This is a genomic window from Paraburkholderia fungorum (genome assembly GCF_046027605.1).
In the GTDB taxonomy this organism is placed as follows: domain Bacteria; phylum Pseudomonadota; class Gammaproteobacteria; order Burkholderiales; family Burkholderiaceae; genus Paraburkholderia; species Paraburkholderia fungorum_F.
The window spans coordinates 26138-46638 of sequence record NZ_JAQQEF010000042.1 but is presented as its reverse complement, the minus strand read 5'-3'; the positions used below and the strand labels follow the sequence as shown (position 1 = coordinate 46638).

The 20501-nt window shown below is 61.1% G+C and carries 25 protein-coding genes; 3 read left to right on the top strand and 22 right to left on the bottom strand.

Translation table 11 applies throughout. From position 1 onward, the window contains the following. Positions 1-104: 104 nt before the first annotated feature. Positions 105-479: a glutaredoxin family protein gene (locus PQR53_RS36685; protein ID WP_408465154.1), complete on the top strand. Its 375-nt coding sequence runs from the start codon at positions 105-107 to the stop codon at positions 477-479. Between the two features lie 339 nt (positions 480-818). After that, a complete protein-coding gene (locus PQR53_RS36680) occupies positions 819-1613 on the top strand; it encodes a 2OG-Fe(II) oxygenase (RefSeq protein ID WP_408465152.1) in 795 nt (264 codons plus the stop codon). 202 nt (positions 1614-1815) lie between these two features. On the opposite strand, the gene PQR53_RS36675 is transcribed toward PQR53_RS36680, so the two are convergent. The 3 genes from PQR53_RS36675 to PQR53_RS36665 all read right to left on the bottom strand — a co-directional run bounded on the left by PQR53_RS36675 (position 1816) and on the right by PQR53_RS36665 (position 6008). After that, positions 1816-3387, bottom strand: coding sequence for an EAL domain-containing protein (locus PQR53_RS36675; protein WP_408465150.1), 1572 nt, complete (start codon positions 3385-3387; stop codon positions 1816-1818). 169 nt (positions 3388-3556) lie between these two features. Continuing rightward, positions 3557-4552: a flagellar motor switch protein FliG gene (gene fliG, locus PQR53_RS36670; RefSeq protein WP_408465148.1), complete on the bottom strand. Its 996-nt coding sequence runs from the start codon at positions 4550-4552 to the stop codon at positions 3557-3559. Positions 4553-5543: 991 nt separating this feature from the next. Further along, complete coding sequence (locus PQR53_RS36665; protein ID WP_408465146.1) at positions 5544-6008, bottom strand: response regulator; 465 nt, start codon at positions 6006-6008, stop codon at positions 5544-5546. A gap of 61 nt (positions 6009-6069) precedes the next feature. On the opposite strand from PQR53_RS36665, the gene PQR53_RS36660 reads away from it, so the two are divergent. Then, positions 6070-6336 (top strand): hypothetical protein, encoded by a 267-nt coding sequence (locus tag PQR53_RS36660; protein ID WP_408465144.1) that lies wholly within the window; start codon positions 6070-6072, stop codon positions 6334-6336. 503 nt (positions 6337-6839) lie between these two features. Here the strand turns inward: PQR53_RS36660 and PQR53_RS36655 are convergent. The 19 genes from PQR53_RS36655 to PQR53_RS36565 form a co-directional block, all read right to left on the bottom strand. Beyond that, positions 6840-7154 (bottom strand): TrbM/KikA/MpfK family conjugal transfer protein, encoded by a 315-nt coding sequence (locus tag PQR53_RS36655; protein ID WP_408465142.1) that lies wholly within the window; start codon positions 7152-7154, stop codon positions 6840-6842. An 11-nt stretch (positions 7155-7165) separates the two neighbouring features. Then, entirely contained in the window at positions 7166-7618 is a 453-nt protein-coding gene (locus tag PQR53_RS36650) for a hypothetical protein (protein WP_408465140.1), read from the bottom strand. Continuing rightward, complete coding sequence (stbB, locus tag PQR53_RS36645; RefSeq protein ID WP_408465138.1) at positions 7618-8331, bottom strand: StbB family protein; 714 nt, start codon at positions 8329-8331, stop codon at positions 7618-7620. Before stbB ends, PQR53_RS36650 begins: the two co-directional genes overlap by 1 nt. A 76-nt stretch (positions 8332-8407) precedes the next feature. Then, positions 8408-10081, bottom strand: a complete 1674-nt coding sequence (locus PQR53_RS36640) for an LPD7 domain-containing protein (protein ID WP_408465136.1) — start codon at positions 10079-10081, stop codon at positions 8408-8410. After that, positions 10078-11859, bottom strand: coding sequence for a type IV secretory system conjugative DNA transfer family protein (locus tag PQR53_RS36635; protein WP_408465134.1), 1782 nt, complete (start codon positions 11857-11859; stop codon positions 10078-10080). Before PQR53_RS36635 ends, PQR53_RS36640 begins: the two co-directional genes overlap by 4 nt. A gap of 2 nt (positions 11860-11861) precedes the next feature. After that, positions 11862-12218, bottom strand: a complete 357-nt coding sequence (locus PQR53_RS36630; RefSeq protein WP_408465132.1) for a hypothetical protein — start codon at positions 12216-12218, stop codon at positions 11862-11864. Positions 12219-12274: 56 nt separating this feature from the next. Next, the gene (locus PQR53_RS36625) at positions 12275-12565 is read right to left on the bottom strand and encodes a hypothetical protein (RefSeq protein ID WP_408465130.1); all 291 of its coding nucleotides are present in this window, start codon (positions 12563-12565) and stop codon (positions 12275-12277) included. Then, complete coding sequence (locus tag PQR53_RS36620) at positions 12562-12789, bottom strand: DUF3717 domain-containing protein (protein ID WP_408465128.1); 228 nt, start codon at positions 12787-12789, stop codon at positions 12562-12564. The genes PQR53_RS36625 and PQR53_RS36620 overlap by 4 nt, the downstream gene beginning before the upstream one ends. Further along, the gene (locus PQR53_RS36615) at positions 12786-13049 is read right to left on the bottom strand and encodes a hypothetical protein (RefSeq protein WP_175054589.1); all 264 of its coding nucleotides are present in this window, start codon (positions 13047-13049) and stop codon (positions 12786-12788) included. Before PQR53_RS36615 ends, PQR53_RS36620 begins: the two co-directional genes overlap by 4 nt. Then, a complete protein-coding gene (virB11, locus tag PQR53_RS36610) occupies positions 13046-14086 on the bottom strand; it encodes a P-type DNA transfer ATPase VirB11 (protein WP_408465126.1) in 1041 nt (346 codons plus the stop codon). Before virB11 ends, PQR53_RS36615 begins: the two co-directional genes overlap by 4 nt. 54 nt (positions 14087-14140) lie before the next feature. After that, positions 14141-14803 carry a hypothetical protein gene (locus PQR53_RS36605; protein WP_408465124.1) on the bottom strand — a complete coding sequence of 221 codons (663 nt, stop codon included), beginning with the start codon at positions 14801-14803 and terminating at the stop codon, positions 14141-14143. Positions 14804-14814: 11 nt separating this feature from the next. Continuing rightward, positions 14815-16170 (bottom strand): TrbI/VirB10 family protein, encoded by a 1356-nt coding sequence (locus PQR53_RS36600; protein WP_408465122.1) that lies wholly within the window; start codon positions 16168-16170, stop codon positions 14815-14817. An 18-nt stretch (positions 16171-16188) separates the two neighbouring features. Then, positions 16189-17100, bottom strand: a complete 912-nt coding sequence (locus tag PQR53_RS36595) for a TrbG/VirB9 family P-type conjugative transfer protein (RefSeq protein ID WP_507022020.1) — start codon at positions 17098-17100, stop codon at positions 16189-16191. Further along, entirely contained in the window at positions 17097-17936 is an 840-nt protein-coding gene (locus PQR53_RS36590; protein ID WP_408465120.1) for a VirB8 family type IV secretion system protein, read from the bottom strand. Before PQR53_RS36590 ends, PQR53_RS36595 begins: the two co-directional genes overlap by 4 nt. 148 nt (positions 17937-18084) lie before the next feature. After that, positions 18085-18372, bottom strand: coding sequence for a hypothetical protein (locus tag PQR53_RS36585; protein WP_408465118.1), 288 nt, complete (start codon positions 18370-18372; stop codon positions 18085-18087). A 23-nt stretch (positions 18373-18395) separates the two neighbouring features. Then, positions 18396-18521 carry a hypothetical protein gene (locus tag PQR53_RS36580; RefSeq protein WP_408465116.1) on the bottom strand — a complete coding sequence of 42 codons (126 nt, stop codon included), beginning with the start codon at positions 18519-18521 and terminating at the stop codon, positions 18396-18398. A gap of 9 nt (positions 18522-18530) precedes the next feature. Continuing rightward, positions 18531-19445, bottom strand: coding sequence for a TrbL/VirB6 family protein (locus PQR53_RS36575; RefSeq protein WP_408465114.1), 915 nt, complete (start codon positions 19443-19445; stop codon positions 18531-18533). Positions 19446-19466: 21 nt separating this feature from the next. Then, positions 19467-19712: a hypothetical protein gene (locus PQR53_RS36570; RefSeq protein WP_408360376.1), complete on the bottom strand. Its 246-nt coding sequence runs from the start codon at positions 19710-19712 to the stop codon at positions 19467-19469. Beyond that, positions 19705-20478, bottom strand: coding sequence for a TrbJ/VirB5 family protein (locus tag PQR53_RS36565; RefSeq protein WP_408465112.1), 774 nt, complete (start codon positions 20476-20478; stop codon positions 19705-19707). Before PQR53_RS36565 ends, PQR53_RS36570 begins: the two co-directional genes overlap by 8 nt. Positions 20479-20501 lie beyond the last annotated feature (23 nt).

Genomic DNA, 20501 nt, shown 5'->3' with positions numbered 1-20501 from the left:
GCTCGCTGCCCGGCGCATCGCGATCGCCGTAGTTAGGCCGGGAGCAGTCGGATCTTGGAAAGAGTAGACTTGCCCGCTCCCATTCGCCGTTCAAGGTAGTCTCTATGTTGATGAAAGTCCTGCGTGTCGGTCTCGGCCAGTTGATTTTACTCAGCGACGCTGTCAGCCGCCCGCGCCCGCAACGTCGCGCGGCGCAAGGTCAGGCGATTGTAGAAAAAGAAGCGGCGCGGCTATCGTTGTATCAGTTCCATGCGTGCCCCTTCTGCGTCAAGACCCGGCGTGCCCTGCATCGTCTGAATGTGCCAATGGCGTTGCACGACGCCAAAAGTGATCCACTCGCACGGGATCGTTTGCTGGCCGGCGGTGGCAAGATTAAAGTGCCTTGCCTGCATATTCAGGAAGAGGGCGAGTCGCGCTGGTTGTACGAGTCCAACGCCATCATCGCCTATCTGGAGCAACGCTTCGCCGGGATCGCGTGATCCGTCGCGCGCAGTCGTGAGGCTTTTATGAAAGCTCCGGCCCAGGCTTGCTCCGTGGCATCGAGCTTAGTAGTCTGTGGCTCCGCAATCCAACTAACCTCGGCGGTACGAAATGGGCCGGGGCTCGATTGTGCCGCTCCCCCAAGGTTCGCCTGTCGACCCGCTTCCGCCGTTAGGTCCGACGTTTTCCTGATGGCCGTTTTCACGTGTACAAGGGTCGGCCAAAGCCTTCGTTCGAGCATCGGCGGTCGGTATGTCCGGCTCGTGTAGACTGCGCCGATGTCCCAACAGATAGACTACCTCAGCCCCACCCTTCCTCCTGGGCGCCGGCGCGTGTCAATGCCTGTGGTCAACGCGCCCCCACCAACGCCTGATGGTTTTGGCAAGCTTGTAGCAGACCCGAGCGAGGCGCGATCTGGAGAGCACGTGAAAGGGGATGAGTTTCTGGAACGGCCTCTGGCTGAAACGGAAATCGAAGTGCTCGTTGATTGCCTGATCCGCGACGCCGTTCCGGAAGAGGCGATGAATGTCTCGGTGAATTCTCGATCCAGCGAATTCGACATCGCGACGAGTGCGCTCGCCGGCAATGGCTGGTGTGTCGTGCCGAACTTTTTGTCACAGACCCAGACGCAGGCCTTGTCGACCGAATGCATGGACATGCACGACGCGCAGCTGTTGACGCCAGCCCGTGTAGGGGCCGATCGCGCTGCCACGCTTTTGCGCGGCGATAGTACGCGCTGGTTCCAACCCGACGCGCTGAGTTCGCGGCAACAGACGTTCGCCGATCGCATCGAAGCGCTACAGAACGCGCTCAACCGCGACCTGTTTTTAGGTCTGGTCGATAACGAATCACACTACGCGGTATATCGGCCAGGTACCGGATACGCACGCCACCTCGACTGCCTGCGTAATAACGACAGCCGCGTGATTTCCGCCGTGTTCTACCTCAACGAAGCGTGGCAGGACGCCGAGGGTGGCGCACTGCGGCTCTACCTTGCCGATCAGACATATCACGACGTCTTTCCCCGCGCCGGAACGCTGCTGTTGTTTCTCTCGGCACAATTTGAACACGAGGTGCTGCCCGCGACGCGCGATCGCATGAGCATCGCGTGCTGGATGAGGCAACGGCTGTAAGGCCGGCAGCACGCGACCCGTTCCGGTCCCTCAGTGTCGCATCAGGTGAACGGCCGCTTTCGTTCAACGGTCATTTACGCCGTCTATTTGCATCGCGCAGAGGTTCGATGCTGTTTAGGCTTGCTCTCGTCATGCGTACGGGTAATCAAACGCCGGCCCAAAAGCTGCCGTTGGCCAGTTCCAAGCGGAACGTGGCAGCAGTTCACAGTTTTTCCGCGGTCGCTGCTGATACCAGCTCGTTAGCCCGTACAGGCCTCTGGTATAGGTACCCTTGTGCGAATGGCACGCCAGCCGTCAGTAACGCCCGGTGTTGTGCCTCGGTCTCGACGCCTTCAGCAATCACCTGCAAACCGAAGTGCCTGGCGACTGAAACGATACCGTTGATCAGGTCGGCTCGGCCCGTAGCGATCTGGTTCACGAACTGCCGGTCGATCTTCACGTAGTCAAACTGAAACCGGCTGAGCACATCCAGGTTACTGTGCTGGGTGCCGAAATCGTCGATCGCGAACTTGATACCCTTTGCCTTGAGTGCCTCGAAAACGGCTGCGGTGCGTGCGCTTTCGCTCAGCAGAAAGCGTTCAGTCAATTCGAGAACAAGGCTGCTACCCGGTGGCAACTGCTCGTTCAAAGCCTCCACCTCAACAACGAACCCTTTCCGTTCAAGGTCCATGGCCGCGACGTTCACAGCAACACGCAGCGAATTGGCCGGCGGGCTAAGACTCATCTCTGCGACCGAGGTACGCAGCACAAACTCTGTTACCTCGGCCAGCATGTCACTGGATTCGACTTCAGCCATAAAGACGGCCGGGCTGACCGGCCCCCATCTCGGGTGATCCCATCGTAACAGCGCCTCCACTCCAACGACACTGCCGCTAGCGAGCGCGACGATCGGCTGATAGACGACGTGAAACTCCCCGCGTCGCAGCGCGTGATGAACGGCGTTCAGGAGAAGCCGGCGCGGTGCGAACGCTAGCAGGTACCCGACCGCGATCAATGCGGCAAGTAGCACTCCGACCGCACCGTAGGCCAGCCCGTATTTCCAGCGCATACCCGAAACGAAGCCTTTAGAAGAGGAAACCAGAACGGCGAACGGCCAGGCATGCGATGCCACGCGCGTCGCGTCAGCCGCCTGAGATGACGAGGCAGGCAGGAAGCCGCCCTGATCATTCAAAAGACCAGTCCCCGCCATTGATAGCGCTGCCGTTTCGGCGCCTAATCTGATGCCGTGCGCGAGTGCATCGGCAAGATAGTCGCCCTCGACAAGGTACAACACGCCAGCACCGTTGCCCGTCGGGCTGAACATGGCGAGTACTGGTATCCCGGGCTGGAACGGGGTCTGCGCAAGGAGACCCGTCCTGTCACCATGAGTGGATGGGGTGACGTAAGCATGCAACGGGAGGCCGATCGGTCCGAGGGCCGACGAACAGTACAGCTGCCCGTTTGAGACAAGTGCCACAGCACGCACATAGCGGAGTTGTGTTTCCAGCTCGGCCAGCGGCCGCTCAACTTTCTCACAGGACTGGCCGGCAAGCGCAGCCAGCTCGGTCCGACGTCGCGACATGACGCTGTGCAGAATGCGGTCGATTGAAGCAACGAGGTCATCGCCGATCAGTTGCTCGTGACGCTTCACGGCGTTGTCCGCGTTCCGTTCCCCGAGGAGGATGGCGATCAGCACGACCAGTACGCCAGAGACGACCACGAGGGCCAGTGACAACCGCGGCGCTATCCCGCGAAAAATGTTCGCCTTGCGTGCGGCGTCAATCGGTGGTGACATGCTGGCGGACGCGGTCTATATCGCACATCAGGCGACGCAGACAGCGACTCCTTGGCCATCGGCTCTGGACGCGGGCGAAGCGTTCTTGTATGGCTTTCGTAACATAGCGCGAATTCATCTGGATGACGGGCGGGCTCCGGGCATGGGATGGCGACCAACAGTACGCTTGTCAGACATAGGCATCGCCGGGCCTGTCGCCCAGCACGATTTCACCGCTGTCTGCTAGCCGGCGGGCGATCTGCATTATCGTGCGCTGTTGCATTTCCACTTCCGACAGACGCACCGGACCGCGCGCTTCCATGTCATCAACAAACAGTTCCGCCGCACGCCGCGACATGTTGACCACGAATTTCTGGGTGAGTTCCGGCGGTCCCACCTTCAGCGCAACGATCAACGTCTGAGAGTCAATCTCCCTGAGCAGCAGCCGGATCGACCGGTCATCCAGTGCAACCAGCTTTTCGAAGGTGAACATCTCGTCGACGATCTTTTGCGCCAGGTCGTCGTTATAGTCGCGCACATTGCCAATCACCGACTCTTCATGCTGGCCCGACAGGTTGCTGATGATTTCGGCGGCCGCGCGCGGTCCCCCCATTGCGCGCCGTTTCATGTTGGCGCCGCCCGCAAGCAGCTCGGTCAATGAGTCATCGAGTTCACGCAACGCAGCCGGCTGAATGCCGTCAAGCGTCGCGATCCGCAGCAGCACGTCGTTGCGCGTGCGCTCGGTAAAACACGCGAGCACACCGGACGCCTGCTGGGGATCGAGATGCACGAGCACAGTCGCAATGATCTGGGGATGTTCGTTCTTGATGAGCTCCGCAACAACCGGCGCATCCATCCACTTCAGACCTTCGATACCGCTGATATCGCCGCCGACGAGAATGCGATCAACAACGGCGCCTGCCTTGTCTTCGCCCAGCGCCCGGTTGAGCACAGAACGGATGTACTGGTCCGCCTCAAGCGACAGCGTCGTATGCGTTTGCGCCTGCTCGATGAAGCGGCACACAGCATCATCGACGGCGGTGCGCTCAACGTTTTTCAACGCGGCCATTGCGGTGCTCAGTTTCTGCACTTCGCGCGGGCTGAGATGACGGAAGGCCTCGGCCGCTTGTTCTTCGCCGAGCGCGACCAGCAGCAACGCCGCCTTGACGACACCGTCGGCGCTCATCGGATACACCTGCGGCCAGAAAAGGACGCATGTCTTTTCCAGTCAGCCGAACCGCCCGCCTTAATGCAGCATTGGCCCACGCTCCTGGCCGACGGAGTGTTCATACGTCTCGCCCCCCTTTCGTGTTGATTCCCACATCGACGTAACCGTAGGCATCACGGCCCAGCTTGGCTGCCTCCCGCCAGACTGCGGGCGGGCACTGCCGTCCTGCGATGTGAACTCGATGATGTACTCGCAAGTTACCAAAAGGCGATGAAGTGCCGCTGCCCCCGTCCGTGTCGCGAACGGGGGCACGATAAAGGAGAGTCCTCGCCTCCTCGCGGGCGTCCAGTCCGCACGGCACGGCGGAGGCAGCACTTAGTAGTCTGCCGCCGGGCACGCATGCAGCGATGCCTTGGTGCAATGGTAGTCAATTAATCTGATGAAACCCTTAAGCGGCTGACCCCGGACGGAACAAGGCAGCAGGCGAAGCGCAAGCGGTGCCGCACACTTCTGGCCATTCGTTGCAGGCATGCCGGTTACCGCCCGGGGAAGGGACGAATGATCATTCTCCAGGGATAATGCAAACTCGTCGGAGCAAACTCACGGACAGCACGTAGTCAATCGCATGCTGTTTCGCGGATACCTCGCAAGGCTGCGCGAAAGGACAGCAGTCTTCGATTGCCCCCGCAATCACCAACCATCGAAAGTTCCGCGCCTATGCAAGGTAATCCGCTTTGGCCGGTTAGAACTTACCTGTCTGTCAGACGAATGTCCGCTGGATGAGCAAAACCCGACGGCCAAGTGACCCCCTCAGCGCGTGAGCGAGCGGCCGGAAGTGGCCCGCGTGCTGCCGGATGCAGTTGGCGTATGTGATCGAACGGCACCTCTGGCGGTGATCGGCTCGACCCGACCCGATTCCGTCTTTCGGCCGGTTTCCGTGGCCGTAGCCTTCTTTAAACGGCCAGTCTCTGCTGGCGCACCTTTCTGCCCTGAATGGAATACATGAGCGCTAGGTCAGCATGTCATTAATTATTTTCAGAAGCGGCGCCTGAGTCCCGCCCTTCTGGCAGTAAGCGTCGAAATCGACAACTGGTCCGGCTGCGGCAAAGTCCGCCTTTCCAAGTGCCGTGAATGCGATTATCCCCGTGTCGCGGGTCGTGAGCATACGTCGGAGCACTCGCGCCACTGCGAACCCGTTGTGTATCGGCATGTTAATGTCGAGGACGAACACGTGTGGGAGCCACGAGTTGAGTTGTTGGAGTGCCTCAGGTCCACTCAGCGCAAAGCGCGCCTCCAGGCCATCGATCGACAATGAAGCTACCAGCGCCTCAGCGTTAGGCCGGCTATCATCGACCACAAGCACGCGCGCGGGCGCGCCGAAAAGGGCAATCTGTCGCCGATTGAAATGGTCAGGAGGGTTAGAAAACGGCAGGCTTCGCATGGCGGCAATCTCGTGGACAGGCATGCGCTGCATATCGCGCGCCTAAGGCCTCGCCGGCTGACCGTCGAATCCGCTTGTGAGGAGGAAATCCAAAATGCAACGAAGCCCGCGCCGGGTGACCTCCGCAGATCTGGCGGTAATGGTCAAGGCCTTGCAAAATCGAACTGAGATGGTTCGCGGCCCCTTGCTTCGTGCTCAAGTCGATGAATTCATTTCGACAGTTGGACCTCTGGTCAATGCTGATTACGTGTTGCGCAGCGCTTTCGCCGTCGCCGCGTCTTTTTGTGTCCTCAATCAACCGGAGGCTGCGCTGAACCATTTGATTGTCTCGCTCTGCGATTACGGCACGGCCCTACCTTAAGCTCGCGGTCACTCAAACCGGGCATGGCGGGACTTCAGGTAGCTGGATGCGCGCCCATTTTCATGCGCCATTACGAGTAGCGGACCTCGGCACACAAAAAAACGAGCCGCCGCGACTGCGGCAGCTATCGAAACCACACGCGCTGGCACCTGCCATGCGCGCAACCAGTGTCCCCTTGATCCCAGCAAATATCGGTACGCAAGCGTACAAGCGGAATGCATGCCAAGTGGCCATTTGCCTTGCTGCCAACCCGTCAAAAAGCGGGCGGCAAACGAGAGCGAACGCCGGACTCGCTCTGTGGAACCGACGAGACGCTGGTTCCCGCTGGGCGTCTGATTTAGATACGGTTGCGGCCAACGGCGCAGCGATGGCGGACGTCACTTAATGGCCGAACCCGGAAGCCTGCTATCGCGTGCTGTCGACCGCGGGACGTAGCCCGCACCGTAAAAAGTCCTGACTTCCGAGGGCAAGACATTGTCAGGACCTAAGAGAGCGGCTACGCGTCACGGACCAGATTGAACGTTTCCGTACCGGTCGTTCACACCTTTCTTCGTATCCGGTCCAACGCTCTGGCACTGGTTCGTGAAATCGCTACGGGCATTCGACGTGCCTGTCTCATCGAAGTGACCGTGGTGAAATTTCACGATGGAAAAGTAACCTGTCATATAGTTTTTGCAGTCCCCGCCGGCACTGCCACCGGCGATCAGACCGGCGAGACACAAGACGGCACCGCAGGCGGACGGGTTGTCGTCGTCGGCCAGCGCCACCGTCTGGGTGGCGACCGCGCCGCAGATTAATATTGCGATCAGTCGTTTCATGAGATCTCCTGTCAGGTGGTCAGAAGGCGCAGTGCCGCAAGGGCTCCGACTGTGAGCGCCGCGGAGCCAAGCGTGGCACATACGGTCCATGCGGCCAGTTCGATTCGGCCGATACCACGACCGCGGCCGCGCTCTTCGCGCAAGACCTCGCGCAGCAGATCGCGGCTTCGTCCGTTGGCTTCGTCGTACTGCCTGAGCGAGATCTCGCCAAGCAGTTGATCGCGGGCCTCTGAAAACCGCCCCGCTTCGGCCAGCACATCAGTGCTCGATGCTGCGAACTGGTCGAGGAACCGCTCGTAGCCGGAGGTGAAGCGCAGCAGCGTAAGTTCGCCATCATCCTTAAACTGCTTGCCCGTGGTCTCGAGCCGCTGGGACAGATCCTTCACGTCACGGCGCAAGAGCGATAGCTCACCCAGCACTGCGCCAATCAGTTCCTCGCGAATCGAATCGTCCGATGCGCCCATCAATGCACCACGAGTTTGAAGACTGCGTCCAGTTCGGTGGTTACCCGTGTGGCCAGACGTTTGATCGCAACCAGTTGGCGAATCTGTGCAAGATGTTCCTCGGGCTCCCCGTTCTCCATTGCTTCGGCGTTCATCGCGACATAGTCGGTCGGATCGTTGCGAAGATCGATGATGGAGCGATCGAACGCCTTGATCTTTTCGTAGATAGGGTTTTCATACATCACCGCATCGCGATTCAAGACGAAATTGCGGTTTTCCGCGTAGTAGTCGAAAATTTTCGAGAAAATCTTTGACACATCGTCTTTAGGGGTGATCGTGTTAAACACCACGCGAATGCGGTCTGCCGGCACACCGATTTCGCCGGTCAGTGCGCGCAACGTCGAAATCGTGTCAACCTGCTGTTTAAGCGCAGGAACGGTCGGGACCACGAAAGCATCGAAGTCTTCGTGAGAACCGTGATAGTCACGCATCAGCGAGACAAAGTCTTCGACATTCGATGCCCCGATATCGACTACGGCATGGCGCAAGGTCATGAGTTTGTCCTGCAGTTCTCCAAACTCTTTTCCGCGCATCGCTGAGCCTTTTTCGCTGTCGTCTGAGTTGATCGACTCGACAGGAATCACCTGGGCACCTTCCAGCCGTGGCGCGAGAAGGTGATGTGCAACGGTACTCTTGCCAACATTGCCTGAGAAGTTGATTACAGCGATCTTCATGATGGTTTGCTCCTGATGTTCGATTTGACGATGACGGTCGCGAGGTGATCACGGCCGCCCGTTGTTCTCCGCCGCCTTATGGTTCCATTTCGAGCGTCGGACGGTCGTGCTCGGCGGTCTGCGACTGCAGGTCCTGTCCGCGCTCCGGCGTCGCCTGTTGGGTGCCCTGCTGTGCTGTGTGAGCCTGGCCTCGCTGCTCCCGCTCGATCTGCTCGTGCACAGCCTCGATCGTTGCTTCGCTTACCTGAGGCATAGGCACGTCCAGTGGCCGGTTAGTTGCGCGCGCCTCGGCCACGGCGCTTTCGAACTCCCCCGTCAGCTTCTCCTGCTGCTGCTCCGGCAGACCCTTGATCTCGTCACGCAGCACCTCACGCGCGGCCTGCGCCTTGATGCGCTCGCGTGCCTCATCGAGCGTCTTCTGCTGTTCCTTCGAGTATTTCCAGTCTCCGCTCAGGAACCGCTCGCGTGCCTCATTGATCTGACGGCGCTCATCGGCGTCGCGGCGCGCGCTGGCCAGCGCTTCGCGCTGCTCGCGCGTGGGCAGGCCCGGCACATCGGGCGAGAACACCAGCCATTCGTTACGTCGGCTCTCGACTGACTTTGGCGCGAGTTCGGTACCCTTCTCGTCGAACTGGCGCTGCTGCGCTGTTACCGTCTTGCTGCCGCCCTTTTCCAGCTCGATCCGCTGGCCGGGCTGCACACCGCTTTCGCCGATCGCGCGCTCGATGTCCAGTCCCCAGACGGTGCGCTCGCCATCCTCTGTCCGCACGGTCGCGTAGTAGCTGTCGTTCTGCTTGTCGTCGTGGTTGAACGGGGCGGGACCGTACGCCACCAGCACCCCCGCCGTGACACCGGCCGGCGTTGGCGTGCTCTGAACAGGGCTCGCCGGCGCAGCTGCAGACGGTTGCGTGGCGGTCGTCGGGTTGCCTCCGGGCGCGGTGTTTTCACGTCCCGGAGTGACCGGTTTCGCCGACTCCGGCGCGGCGGGTTTTTGCCCCACTGCGTCTGCTGCCTCCATCTCATTCGTGCGCGCCTTGTCCGTATCATTGGATTTGTCACCGGCCCCGATGCGCATCGCCTCGCGCGCAGCAGTCAGTACTGACCGATCCTGCGCACCAGGCTTGAAGCCACGCGTCGGCACGCCAACGAGTTCGGCGGCGATCCACGCCTGTCGTCGAAACTCTTCGCTGCCCTTAAGCTGCAGCTCACCCCAGTTCTTCGCCTTCGCGACTTCGACCATGTGTGCGATCACGTCGCGGTCCTCGCTGGCCGTCGACAGCGAGCGGCCCTTGTCCTCGAAGTGCACCGTCTCGCTTTTGCGATCGAGAAACTTGCCTTCATGCGCGACATACTGGTTAGTGACCGACTTCGGCACGTCATAGCCAGTCTTCTCGAAAACCGGTTTCGGGCGGATGGTGTTCTCCGGCCCATCGCCCTTCTTCCCCAGTGACTTGCCGGTGCCGGCGGCCGGCTTCACCGACTCGTCGGTGGCTGTGCTGGTCGCTGCGTTGGGCAATGGGTCGCGCTTGAGAAGCTTCTCGACCTTCTCCCGATCGGCCGCGCGGATCTTCTTCAGGCGCTCTTCGGTTGCGTCATCGACCGGCGTTTCCGGACTGCCGGGCACGGCGCCCGCGTCAGGCTCGTTCGCCGGCGGCGTGACGCGCGCGCGGATGGTCGACGCATCGTCGGCATTGGCCGCGTCGCGTTCGCGGTAGTCGATCCGGTCGGCGGAAAATTCGATCTCGTTCATACGGTCACTCCTTGCGGTTCAGGCTGTGATTGAGGTGCTGCGGTTTGCGCCGACACGGCGGCGGCCGCGTCCGGCAGGACTTCTCGCAGATAAGGCATCAACTGGAACAGCGATGCGCGGATGCTGTTACGGTTGGCGAGATGAATAGGCGCGAGTACGCCGATCTCGTGCTCCCGGACGTCACGCGCCAGACCGGCCGACTGTGTGGCTGCGTCTGCGGCCGCCGCAGCCTGCTGCGCGCGGCGCGCCGCGTTCTGTGCCTGCCACCACTGCTCGACGTCGATCTTTGGGACAGGCGCGCACAGCTCGCGCGCGACGAACGCAGCGTGTTTCATCTGCGTTTCGTCCGGAAACTTCGGATCGAAACCTATCCAGGCGCGACGGCGGTTGGTCTTCTCCAGCTTCGCCATCACTCCCTGCAGGTAGGGGCTCTGTCGAACAAGCCGGTCGACGAGCTCGGCGTCTTCATAGAAAAACGCCTTCTCGCACAGGATCGGCTCGCACCCTTCGATCGTGATGATCTGTTTGTTGTGCTTCAGTGCACGCAGCTCCTGCGGCATCATCAGTGCCCTGCCGTGCTCCGACTCGTTCGTGCTGGTCGACGAACTGCGGCCGCGACTGCGGCTACGCGAGCGCGCCATCAGCGTGAAGGTCCCCAGCATCTTCGAGTACTCTTCCGATTCCTTGACCGTACGCGGCGCATACAGGCTGCGCATCTTGCAGTTGATGGCGAGCGTTTCGGCGCCGTGCTTGCCGTACAGCTTCGGATCCTCGATCTGGGACATGCCCTGAAAGATCAGCATCAGCCGGAGGTTGTAGCCAGCAATGAACGGGTTGGCCGTATCGATGATGTCGATCTTGCCAGGCGCTGCAAACTCGTCCAGCACGAGCGCGCACTGGTATTTAAGCGCCGGATTCTCGGCAGGCAGCTCGCGCGTGTTCAGGTCGATCAGCTGCGAGAAAAAGAGATTGACCAGCAGCGCACCGGCCTTCAGGTCGCCCGGCTTGATGCCCACATAGATCGACATACGCTTTTTGCGCACATCGGCCAGATCGAAGTCCGAGCGACTGGTTGCCGCGTCGACAACCGGATTGCTGAAGACGTTCAGCGGCGCGGTCATCGTCGATACGATGTTCGCGAAGGCTTCCTTCGACTGCGACAGGAAGCGGTTCAGCGCGTCGAGACATTCGAACGTGAGCGCCGGCAGCCCGTCAGTCGCGTGAGCTGCATCGGCGCGCGTGCTGACGATCGACGAGATGTGTTCACGGATCGCCCTGCCCTTGCCGGAGGCCTGTCGCAGCACCTCACCAAACGTGCACGGCAGCGAGGGCGTTTCCAGCAGATACAGCACGATCCCGATGAACAGGTTGCGGGCATTGTCGTTCCAGTACTTCAGACGTGCGTCGACGTTGGACGGATACAGGTGTTCGCCGATCGTCATCACGTCGCCCACGCGCGCATATGCGGGTCGGCCTGCGATGTATTCGAGCGGGTTGTACGCATGCGAGCGTCCGTCTTCCGAGAACGGCGCCCACAGATAGGTTTCATGACCGCATGCCCGCCGATAGCCGGACGTGTAGTGGTAGTTCTCTTCCTTGATGTCCTCGACCACGACGGAATCGGGATAGGTGAGAAGATTCGGGATCACGAGCGACGTGCCCTTGCCGGAGCGGGTGCCGGCAGCCGTCATCAGGAAATCCTGGCCGTAATACTTCAGGTATTCACCCTTGTACTTGCCGACAATGAACGGCGGATACAGATGTTGTGAAGTCGTCATTGTTATTTCTTCTCCAGCAGGCCCGCTTTCACAATGTCGTTACGGGTTGCGAACCGGGCCTCGCCAAACTGGGCGAGGCGCTTGCGTCCCGACACGAGCGCCATCGTGATCACGACCACAGGCAGGCCGGTGATGACCACCGACAGCAGCGTGCACACCTTGAGCGCGCGCACCACCGCAGGCACGTCACCGTAGGTATGCCAGTAGTCGTACAGCGTGAACACGCCCGCGCTGCCCTCCGGCAGCTTCTGCATCTTCGCGAAAAGCTGGCCGCCGGCGAACTGGCCGAGGAACGCGAAGCCGCACAGGATCAGCAGGAGGACCACGACGGGGATCAGAATTCGAAGCGGTTTTGGCATGGCCGATCCTCAGTGCGCGGCCGCGTCGATAGCGGCCTGGAATTTCAGATGCGTTGTCATGCGGCCATCTCCTGTTGTTGCCGATGCGCGGTCAGGTCGCGATGCAGGCGCATCGCGTCGCGCACGTGATCGTTGGGTCCGTGGAACTGGTTGCTGTTGCCCGCCGTACAGCGATCGATCGGCTCCCACAGCAGGTAGCGCCACTCGTCATAGACTGAGTACCGCGCGATCGTCCAGCCCGACGGGTGGACCAGCGCAAAGTCGCCGGACGGTCGCCATTTGCACTGGCTGTCATCGTCCGCGTCCGCGGCATCGGCAATCGCGGGAACCGGAAGATCTGCCTTCATTGCGGGAACTCTCCGGGTGGATCGGCGAACAGGATCCGCAGGGCGTCGCGCTGCGCGTCGTCCAGCCCAGCGTCGGGGACACCCTCGCAGCCGCGCACGATCACAGCGCCGTAGAGCCGCGCCAGCGCGCGGACCTCTGTGCTGGCAGCAAATGCTTCGTCCGACGGCGAACGCATGCGCCACCCCTCGATCGCCGCCTCGATATCGCTGATCGCGAAGTTCATACACGGTCCTCCCTGCGAACGAGCCAGTGCGCCGTGAAACCGCGCGCCCACGACGCCGCATAAACAAAGCACAGCGCGAGCACGCCGTACTGATGCGCTCGCCACGCCATGTCGAACCAGAACGGCTGCGCAGCCAGCCCGAAGATGCAGGCCCAGCGCCGCCAGTGCGCACGCCGGTCCTGCGACAGAAACACGGCGAGCGCACCGCACAGGCTGATCGCGATCTGTTCGATCATCTGCGCCGCGGCATCGGCGCTCATGAGACACAACCCAGCAGCTGCGCCTTGCCGATCGGGTCGTACCAGATCTCAGCGAGCCGCTTGTCGCGGTTCATGAACAGGACGAGGTCCACCGTTACGCGCACCTGGTCCATGATGAATTGCCAGTCGAGCGTCTGGCCAACGACGCTCTGCTTGACCAGCGTCGCGATGCGCGAATGAGCTGAACGCGCGTCGTTGCAATGCACCGTCGTAATGCCGCCTGGCGTGCCCGTGTTGAGCAGAGTCACGTAGTCCCACGTTTCGTCGCCACGACACTCGGCAAGAAACACACGGTCGAACTTCATGCGCAGTGTGGAACGCACCAGTTCCTTCGCCGGCAGCGTGTCGCTGAAGAACATGTGCACGCGATTCGGATGGTTCGGCAGCGACAGTTCCGGCGTGTCCTCGATCGTGCCGATCCGTTCATCGGACGGCACGAGGTCTGAGAGCGCCTTGTTCAGCGTCGTCTTGCCGGAGCCGGTGCCGCCGGCGAGCGCAATATTCAACCGGTTGGCGACGGCAAGCTCCAGCATGCGCGTGACATTGCGCTGCGATTTCGCCTCGAGCATCTCCATCTCGAACGGCTGCAGATCAAGCGCGGCTGGCATCTCGCGGCGAGGCGAAACGTCGCGGTATCCCTCGAACCAGCCGTTGGTGTCGTATTCGTCAACGGTAAAGCGCACGTTCGAAGGAATACGGATCGTGATGGAGATGGTGTCCTGCTCGCAGGCCGGCTGCATCAGAACGTGCCCGCGCTGGCCCTCCGGCAGCACCACCGGATGAATCGGCTCCTTTGTCGAGAACTTGCCGCCCTTCATCACTGTCAGGGCATTCGCGAGCTTGAAGCACGCATCAAGCGAGCAGGCCGGTGCATCGTGCCGGCGCCATCCGGCACTGCCCTGTGTCCAGATTTCACCGGGACGGTTGATCGCAACTTCGGTGAGGCTCCCGTCGAAGAAGTTCGAGATGCCCATCTGTTTGAGGAAGCTGCGGGCGATCGTGCCCTTCTCGATCACATCGATTATGTCTGCGCTCATCTGCATTCCTTTCTGGTTCAGGCTCACATCCATCTGTCAAGGTGACGCACCGGTTCAGCGGGGCGTGGTGCCCGAATCCTGGGGCTCGATCTGCACCGACACGCGATACGGGCGGCGATCGTCCGGCACGCTGCTGGCAAGTTCGCGAAGCGTTTGCGCCGGCGAGGTGGAAACCACGGTTGCGCTCAGAGGCGCAGCCGGCCGGGTCAATTTCCAGGCCGCACCGCTGATCGCCACTGCGGCGCAGAGCCCCGTGGCAAGCAGGACACGCGATATGCGCGGAGCCTGGCGATTTTGAATTTCCAGAACCCCGGCCGGTTGACGGTTAGTTGCGCTCGCTTCCGTTGCGAGACTGGCCGAATGATTGACCGGCTCATCGAGCAACGGCAAAGCGCTATCGCCCCATTCCGAGAGTGTCAGCCCAATACGTGCCCCGATATGACGCAGCAGGTTGCGCCGCAGCGGCGCTGACATATCGTCGATCCGGCACCCATCGAGCGCCATGCAATCCTCAAACGTGTGCTCGTCGGCGATCTGACGCAGTGGCAACACATCGGGAACCACAAGCGCACGGCGTGCATCGACCCGTTCGGCCAGCTGCCGAACCGTCGTGCCGTAGAAACAGAAACGCAGTGCGTCGCGCAGTTTGGTCTCGAACATGTCGCGATCGAGACCATGCAGCGGGAAATCGTCCGGATAGGTGATCTTCAGGTTCATGAGTCCGTTCCTCATTGCTGCCCGTTCGGGCCAACAGGGTTGCCCTGCGCGTCAACGTTCTCGTACACACCGGTCAGGTCAATGTCGCGTGCCACAAAGATATTGATTACGGAGCCCTGGTTTGAATAAGCCGTCGGCGGGATGTTGATGGTGTTACGCAGCGTCTCCGCGGCCACATCCTGCGTGGCGTTCGAACTGTTGGAGAATGTGATCTGGTTGCCACTGCCGCTCGCCTTGTTGGCCAGCGCCTGGCCGAAGTCGCCAATCAGGCTGACCATCAGCGCGCCCTTGAACCGCAGCCAGAAGTGCTCGTCGACATAGGCTGGAATACCCGCAGCACCCAGCGGATCGGTCGCCGGCGAGTTCAGCGGAATGTGTACGTCGCCGTCGTCGATCTCGTCCCAGATCGCGCCGATCACGCCCTGCCCCTGGATCACCGCATCGCGCTGTTCGCCCTTCGCCATCGCACCCTTGCGAACAAGCAGCGTCGTGCCATCGTCAGACCATACGTCCTGCGCGATCGGGCACCCGATCAGGCCGGGCCGGTCGGTACGGATCGCCGTCGACTGACCACAGCGGATCATCGTGTTGCGACTGAGCAGGTAATGCCGGTTCGGCCGGAACGAGGCCTGCATCGGCTGCAGCTTTGACGGCTGCAAGGACTGGTCGATCGACGAACCGTTGCCGTCGCCGGTGTCCGTCTTGCCCGGCGAGTTGGACGTGCCGCCTGCATTGCGGCCGCGCAGCGCTGACAGACCCATCGACTTCGCCAGACCTGCCAGACCAGACGCATCATGGCCGCTGGCCCCGGCGTTGCCGCCGCCGGTGTTGCCACTGCTGTCACCTGCAGTTTCATTTGATGCTACGGGACCATCGTTGCTCTGGTCAGAATCGTTGTTGCCGCTCGCGACGAGCACACTGCCCTGCAGGCGGCGCTCGGCCGGCGTGAGCGGCCGCGGCTGGTTGCTTACGGCCACCGCATGTCCGCTCGTCTGCGATACCGCGCCAGCCGGCGTCGCGAGGTGGGAATTCGCGGCAGCGGCGGCCGCAGCCTCCGACGCTGCACGGGCCTGATCTTCTTCCGCACGCTTTATTCGATCCTTCTGCGTCTCCAGATCCGCACCGGCGTCACTCGCGCCGCTATCCTTCGGTTTGTTCAGTACCGCCTGCTTCGCATCCTGATGCTGCTGGAAGAGCCGTTGCAGATAGATCGTCACGCCCGACGCACCCAGCGCAATAACGGCGAGCGCGACCAGCACCAGACGCAGCTTGCCCACGCGCGTTTTCCGACGGCCCGGCAGGTCGAGCGAAGGCTGCGGGCCGACGTCGGCCGATGCCGCATGTTCCATTTCGTTTCGTTCAGTCATACCGTGTTCGCTCCCTGATCAGTTCGTCGATGCATCGGTATGGTCACGTGCGATGCGCGCGCTGCCCGGTACCGACGAGCCCGCACGGTTGTAATGACCATCAGGCGAATAGCCGTCGTTGCGGATACCCAGCACCGACTGGCCGTAGCGGATGACAAACGACTTCGCCACTTCGTGCACGACGACCGTATCGCCCTCCATATGGAAGTTCGCCGTCGCCTCGCCACCGTCGGGAAGCTTCGTGAAGATCGTCGGCAGGTCACGCGCGGTTGCGTACTTGAAGTACGTGAAATGGCCGTCGTCCCACAGGGCGGTCGGCGCGAGCGCACGATCGCCGCGCATCATGTACTGGATATTGGCTGCGGGAATCGATGCGAGAGGAGCGGCTTTCGCACCACCCACGTTATTCGCAATCGATGCCGGAATCGCTGGCCCATTAGCCTGCTGACCGCCCAGCGCTGCGTTGACAGCGTCCTGACGGCGCTGCTGCGCGGTTGCCGCTTTAGCACGCGTGTCCGGATAGTCGAAACGCAATATCCATGTCGCCGGCTGAGCGGCCGACACGTCGACAAGTGACAGCGGATACGTGCGCCGGTTGGTGACCAGCAGAAGATTGGTTTCCGGCTGCGTCGCACCCGGTTTGAGCATCGCGCCACTGTCGTTGATGGCCACGTGCCAGGCCTTGCCGTCTCCGATGCCCTCGCCGCTGTTGATGATGTGTTCACCTGGCTCGAACTGGATCATCACCGCACGCCCCGGCATGGTTGCCACACGATAGGCCTGGTCCGGATCGTAGGTCGCACACTGGATGTGCGGGTCTGAACCGCAGCTGCGCGGCGTTTCGAGCGCCCGCGCGTGGATCGGCACCAACGCGAAGCCCAGTGCGACCGCCGCTGCGCTCGCTGACATCCGGATCGTTCGTCCTTTCATGCTCCACCTCCGGCTGCCGCAGGGCCCGACGCCGGCGCAGCATCGGCGGGCGCCCGGGTCCAGTCTCGCGTGACCTCGTAGCTCGTGCAGCGAAAGCCGTCTGCGTTGAGATCCTGCTGATCCTGCTTTTCCGGAACGTTCACACGCTCGAATGCGACCGTCGCAATCCAGTACGTCGGATCCGGCCGTTTCGCCGCGGGATTCAGCGGGACCAGCTGACGCGAGAAGAACACCTGTGCGGCGGGCGCGAACGTGATCGAGCCTACGTGTGCGATGACCCGCGCCTGATCCTTCAGAAGCTTGAGCGGGCCCACCGGGCCGCGCACCAGCCCGTCATAGGCTTCCTTCTCGTGGTCGTCGCTCATGAACATCACCGCGGCGTGCGTGTCCGAAATCGTCTCCCAGTCGTAGCTCTCGCGCAGTTCGACGTAACGGTGCAGATCCGCGCGATCGGTCTTCTGGGAAAACGTGACGTGTCCGTTCGCTGTTGTCGGCAACACATCCACCTTCCCTGTCGTGTCGTTCACGCGCAGCACGGCGGGCGGGTTCGGTCGCTTTAGGAGTCCTAAAGCCCCCATGCCAGAAACAGCGGCGAGGGCGACAACACCCATGAGCACCGAACGCCGGTCGGCGATACGGGCCTTCTCTTCCGCGGCTTCGACCTTCGACTTTTCGAAGGCCTCCGCCTGTTTCAGGTACCAGCTGACTGCATCGCGCTCGCCTGACTCGACACCGCTCACCGGCGCGTCTGCGCGCGTGGTCGACCCGGCCGGGCTTCCCTTACGTTTGCGCGCGTTCGCTCCCGACGCAAACCATTGCCTGATAGTCGATGCCATCCTGTTCCTCACTTCCGTTCCGTAGGGGCCGACTGCTGGGCCAACGGTTGATTGACGGGTACCCACTGACCAGTCGGCTCGGGTGGCTTTGGCGCCGAGCTGCAGGCCTGCAACGCGAGAGCAAGCAGCGCGAGCGTTAATGTGCCTTTCATGATTGCTTCCCTTGTGTCATCTCACCCGAGAACGCCCGGCGGAACATCGCCAGCCAGCCGTAGCGGGCGATATAAACTGCAACCTCCACGCCCTGTACAAGCAGGATGGCCACGACAGCGACATGTTCGAGCCGGTCTCCGTACACCTGCAATGAGCTAATTCCGAACCAGACGACAAACGCGCTGAATACCAGCAGGGCGAGGCACCCGGCAAGCCGTGATGCCCTACCTGTCACCCGCTTCACAAACGTTGTCGCCTTTCCAATGCGAAGTTGCTCTTTCAATTGTGATCTCCTGCTACCTGCATCTAATGCAGACGGTGGTAAATGGATCTACCGATGCTATTCAGCAATGCCAGCGCAAAACCGGCAAACGTGACCCAGCAGACAGCGAGCAACCACCAGCGGATCAGTTTCGCAAAAAAATCGGGCATGTACCCTCCTTACGCTTTCGACGCGGATCCACCCGTGTTTTGCTTCCCCTCGCCGCCCATCTTCGCCGCAGCCGCAAGGGCTTTACCGGCCGCACCGAGCTTGCCGGTCATCGTGGAAATCCCCACACCACTCGCCAACGCCGAAGCAAGACCCGGCAGATTGAGCGCGACAATGAAGAACACCACGCCCATCACATCGATTTCAACCACCTGTTTCATCGATGGGAAAGCCGATCCCGAAGGCGCGATCTTCTGCGCAAAACCCACCTCGATAGCGCCGGCGCCCGCAAATAGCGCCACGAGCAAGGCGTAGTTAAGACACTGGCCCGCCCAGTTCCAGAAGAACTGACGCACCGGCGGAAACAGCGCCATTGAGATAAAGAGCGGCCCGAGCGCAAGCAGCAAACCGAGCGCAAATTTGGCGAGGATGATGTATGCAACGGCCAATCCCATAAACGGCGTCGCGAAGATAAGCAGCACCGTGATCACCCACACAGCGCCAATAATCTGGAAGCCCTCGGCCCTATCGTAGATCTGCCCACAGGCATTGATGTATGCACTCAACAGATTGTCCAGGCCGGAGATCGGATTCGCCTGCCCAGTGATCGCACCGGCCAGTTGCTCACCCAGGCCGTTCAAGGCAGGTACGATGTAAGTGGTGTAAAACTGAATATTCATCCCGCAGGTCAGGATGAATGCCCAGGTTGCCATGCGCATCAGGAAATCGTTGATGGGCTCATCGTTCCTGCCCTGCCAGTACGACCACAGGATCAGCAGTACATAGATGCTGAAACACGTTGCCATCAGAGGCGAAATCAGTCCGATGATGCGCTCCGAACCCGAACTGATGGTCGAAACCACGTTCGCGTCGAAGTCGGTTGTCATATCCGAAAAGATGGTCGTGGTGATGGGTGTGTAGGACATTGGAGTTCCCTGTGTCAGGCTCTACTTCTGGACGGCTTTCGCAGCCTCTGCCTCGTCAGCTTTTCTCTGCGCACGCCGCTCCGGCGTTTCTTCCTGTTCAAGCTTTTCTGGAGTCGTACCCAGGAACTGAGCCTTGAACGCAAGTTCGCGCTGGTGTGCAGCTTCTTCCTGCAAATTGTGTTGATGCCTGTCCCACGCGAGATAGCCGAGGTAGCCTGCAATCGCGACAAGCAGACTGATGATGGTCGAAAGAAGTGCTTTATTCACCACTGGAACCTCCGAGGAAAGTGTTTTTGAATTCGCGATCGCGCTGCTGTTCGGCAAGCTGCAGCTCTGTTTTCTGCAACTGCGCGGTGAGCTGCAGGCGCGTCTGATCGTTCGTGACTATCGCCTCTTCCGCTGCCATGCGGTTCTGGAGATCCGCTTTCTGTGCCGGATCTTGCGTCAGATTCGACTGCTGCATGAGCGACTGGATGTTGTTAAAGCGCGCCATGATCGCGCTATACGCCTGCTCGTTCATCGCCTTGTTTGCAGCGAGCGTGTCGTAATAGCGCTGCTGTCCGGACGTGCTCGCGCCGGTCATGCTTTCCTGCTGCTCGATCGAACGCATCGTTGAGCTGATTCCCGACAGGCTGCCGTTCTTCGCCTGGCTGTAGATGTCCTGCCATTGTTCAGGCAGGTAATTGCGCAGCGCCGGATTGTTCAGGATGTTGCCAAAGCTGCTGTTGCCGGTCAGCGCCTGAAACTGGGCATCCTGATTCTGGACCTGCTGCATCAGCTGCTCGACCTGCACCATCTGTTGCGCGAGCTCCGCCGGTGAGATGGTCGGCACGCCCTGCGCGTGGGCCTGCGAAAACGCACAGGCGCACAGCAGCGCGACCAGACTGCGGCTCGGCCAAAGCGTAATTCCCGGCAGATAGGCAAAGACGTCCATGCCAGCGCGCGTTGATCGCGCCCGCAACGCCTCGCGAAGGTTCCGGATCGCTGGGTCAACCTGCCGGCGCACGGCCGGATAGACATCGGTGCTGTTCATCGTTTCCTCCTTGAGTTGCAGCA

Excerpts from the sequence above, each read along its gene's own strand:
- PQR53_RS36680 (WP_408465152.1), top strand. The coding sequence starts at position 819 with ATGCCTGTGGTCAACGCGCCCCCACCAACGCCTGATGGTTTTGGCAAG.
- PQR53_RS36590 (WP_408465120.1), bottom strand. The coding sequence starts at position 17,936 with ATGGCATCGACTATCAGGCAATGGTTTGCGTCGGGAGCGAACGCGCGC.
- fliG (WP_408465148.1), bottom strand. The coding sequence starts at position 4,552 with ATGAGCGCCGACGGTGTCGTCAAGGCGGCGTTGCTGCTGGTCGCGCTC.
- PQR53_RS36675 (WP_408465150.1), bottom strand. The coding sequence starts at position 3,387 with ATGTCACCACCGATTGACGCCGCACGCAAGGCGAACATTTTTCGCGGG.
- PQR53_RS36615 (WP_175054589.1), bottom strand. The coding sequence starts at position 13,049 with ATGAGCGCCGATGCCGCGGCGCAGATGATCGAACAGATCGCGATCAGC.
- virB11 (WP_408465126.1), bottom strand. The coding sequence starts at position 14,086 with ATGAGCGCAGACATAATCGATGTGATCGAGAAGGGCACGATCGCCCGC.
- PQR53_RS36600 (WP_408465122.1), bottom strand. The coding sequence starts at position 16,170 with ATGACTGAACGAAACGAAATGGAACATGCGGCATCGGCCGACGTCGGC.
- PQR53_RS36625 (WP_408465130.1), bottom strand. The coding sequence starts at position 12,565 with ATGAAGGCAGATCTTCCGGTTCCCGCGATTGCCGATGCCGCGGACGCG.
- PQR53_RS36605 (WP_408465124.1), bottom strand. The coding sequence starts at position 14,803 with ATGAACCTGAAGATCACCTATCCGGACGATTTCCCGCTGCATGGTCTC.
- PQR53_RS36685 (WP_408465154.1), top strand. The coding sequence starts at position 105 with ATGTTGATGAAAGTCCTGCGTGTCGGTCTCGGCCAGTTGATTTTACTC.
- PQR53_RS36635 (WP_408465134.1), bottom strand. The coding sequence starts at position 11,859 with ATGACGACTTCACAACATCTGTATCCGCCGTTCATTGTCGGCAAGTAC.
- PQR53_RS36640 (WP_408465136.1), bottom strand. The coding sequence starts at position 10,081 with ATGAACGAGATCGAATTTTCCGCCGACCGGATCGACTACCGCGAACGC.
- PQR53_RS36650 (WP_408465140.1), bottom strand. The coding sequence starts at position 7,618 with ATGGGCGCATCGGACGATTCGATTCGCGAGGAACTGATTGGCGCAGTG.
- PQR53_RS36565 (WP_408465112.1), bottom strand. The coding sequence starts at position 20,478 with ATGAACAGCACCGATGTCTATCCGGCCGTGCGCCGGCAGGTTGACCCA.
- PQR53_RS36665 (WP_408465146.1), bottom strand. The coding sequence starts at position 6,008 with ATGCAGCGCATGCCTGTCCACGAGATTGCCGCCATGCGAAGCCTGCCG.
- PQR53_RS36595 (WP_507022020.1), bottom strand. The coding sequence starts at position 17,100 with ATGAAAGGACGAACGATCCGGATGTCAGCGAGCGCAGCGGCGGTCGCA.
- PQR53_RS36630 (WP_408465132.1), bottom strand. The coding sequence starts at position 12,218 with ATGCCAAAACCGCTTCGAATTCTGATCCCCGTCGTGGTCCTCCTGCTG.
- PQR53_RS36660 (WP_408465144.1), top strand. The coding sequence starts at position 6,070 with ATGCAACGAAGCCCGCGCCGGGTGACCTCCGCAGATCTGGCGGTAATG.
- PQR53_RS36575 (WP_408465114.1), bottom strand. The coding sequence starts at position 19,445 with ATGTCCTACACACCCATCACCACGACCATCTTTTCGGATATGACAACC.
- PQR53_RS36655 (WP_408465142.1), bottom strand. The coding sequence starts at position 7,154 with ATGAAACGACTGATCGCAATATTAATCTGCGGCGCGGTCGCCACCCAG.
- PQR53_RS36620 (WP_408465128.1), bottom strand. The coding sequence starts at position 12,789 with ATGAACTTCGCGATCAGCGATATCGAGGCGGCGATCGAGGGGTGGCGC.
- stbB (WP_408465138.1), bottom strand. The coding sequence starts at position 8,331 with ATGAAGATCGCTGTAATCAACTTCTCAGGCAATGTTGGCAAGAGTACC.
- PQR53_RS36580 (WP_408465116.1), bottom strand. The coding sequence starts at position 18,521 with ATGCCCGATTTTTTTGCGAAACTGATCCGCTGGTGGTTGCTCGCTGTC.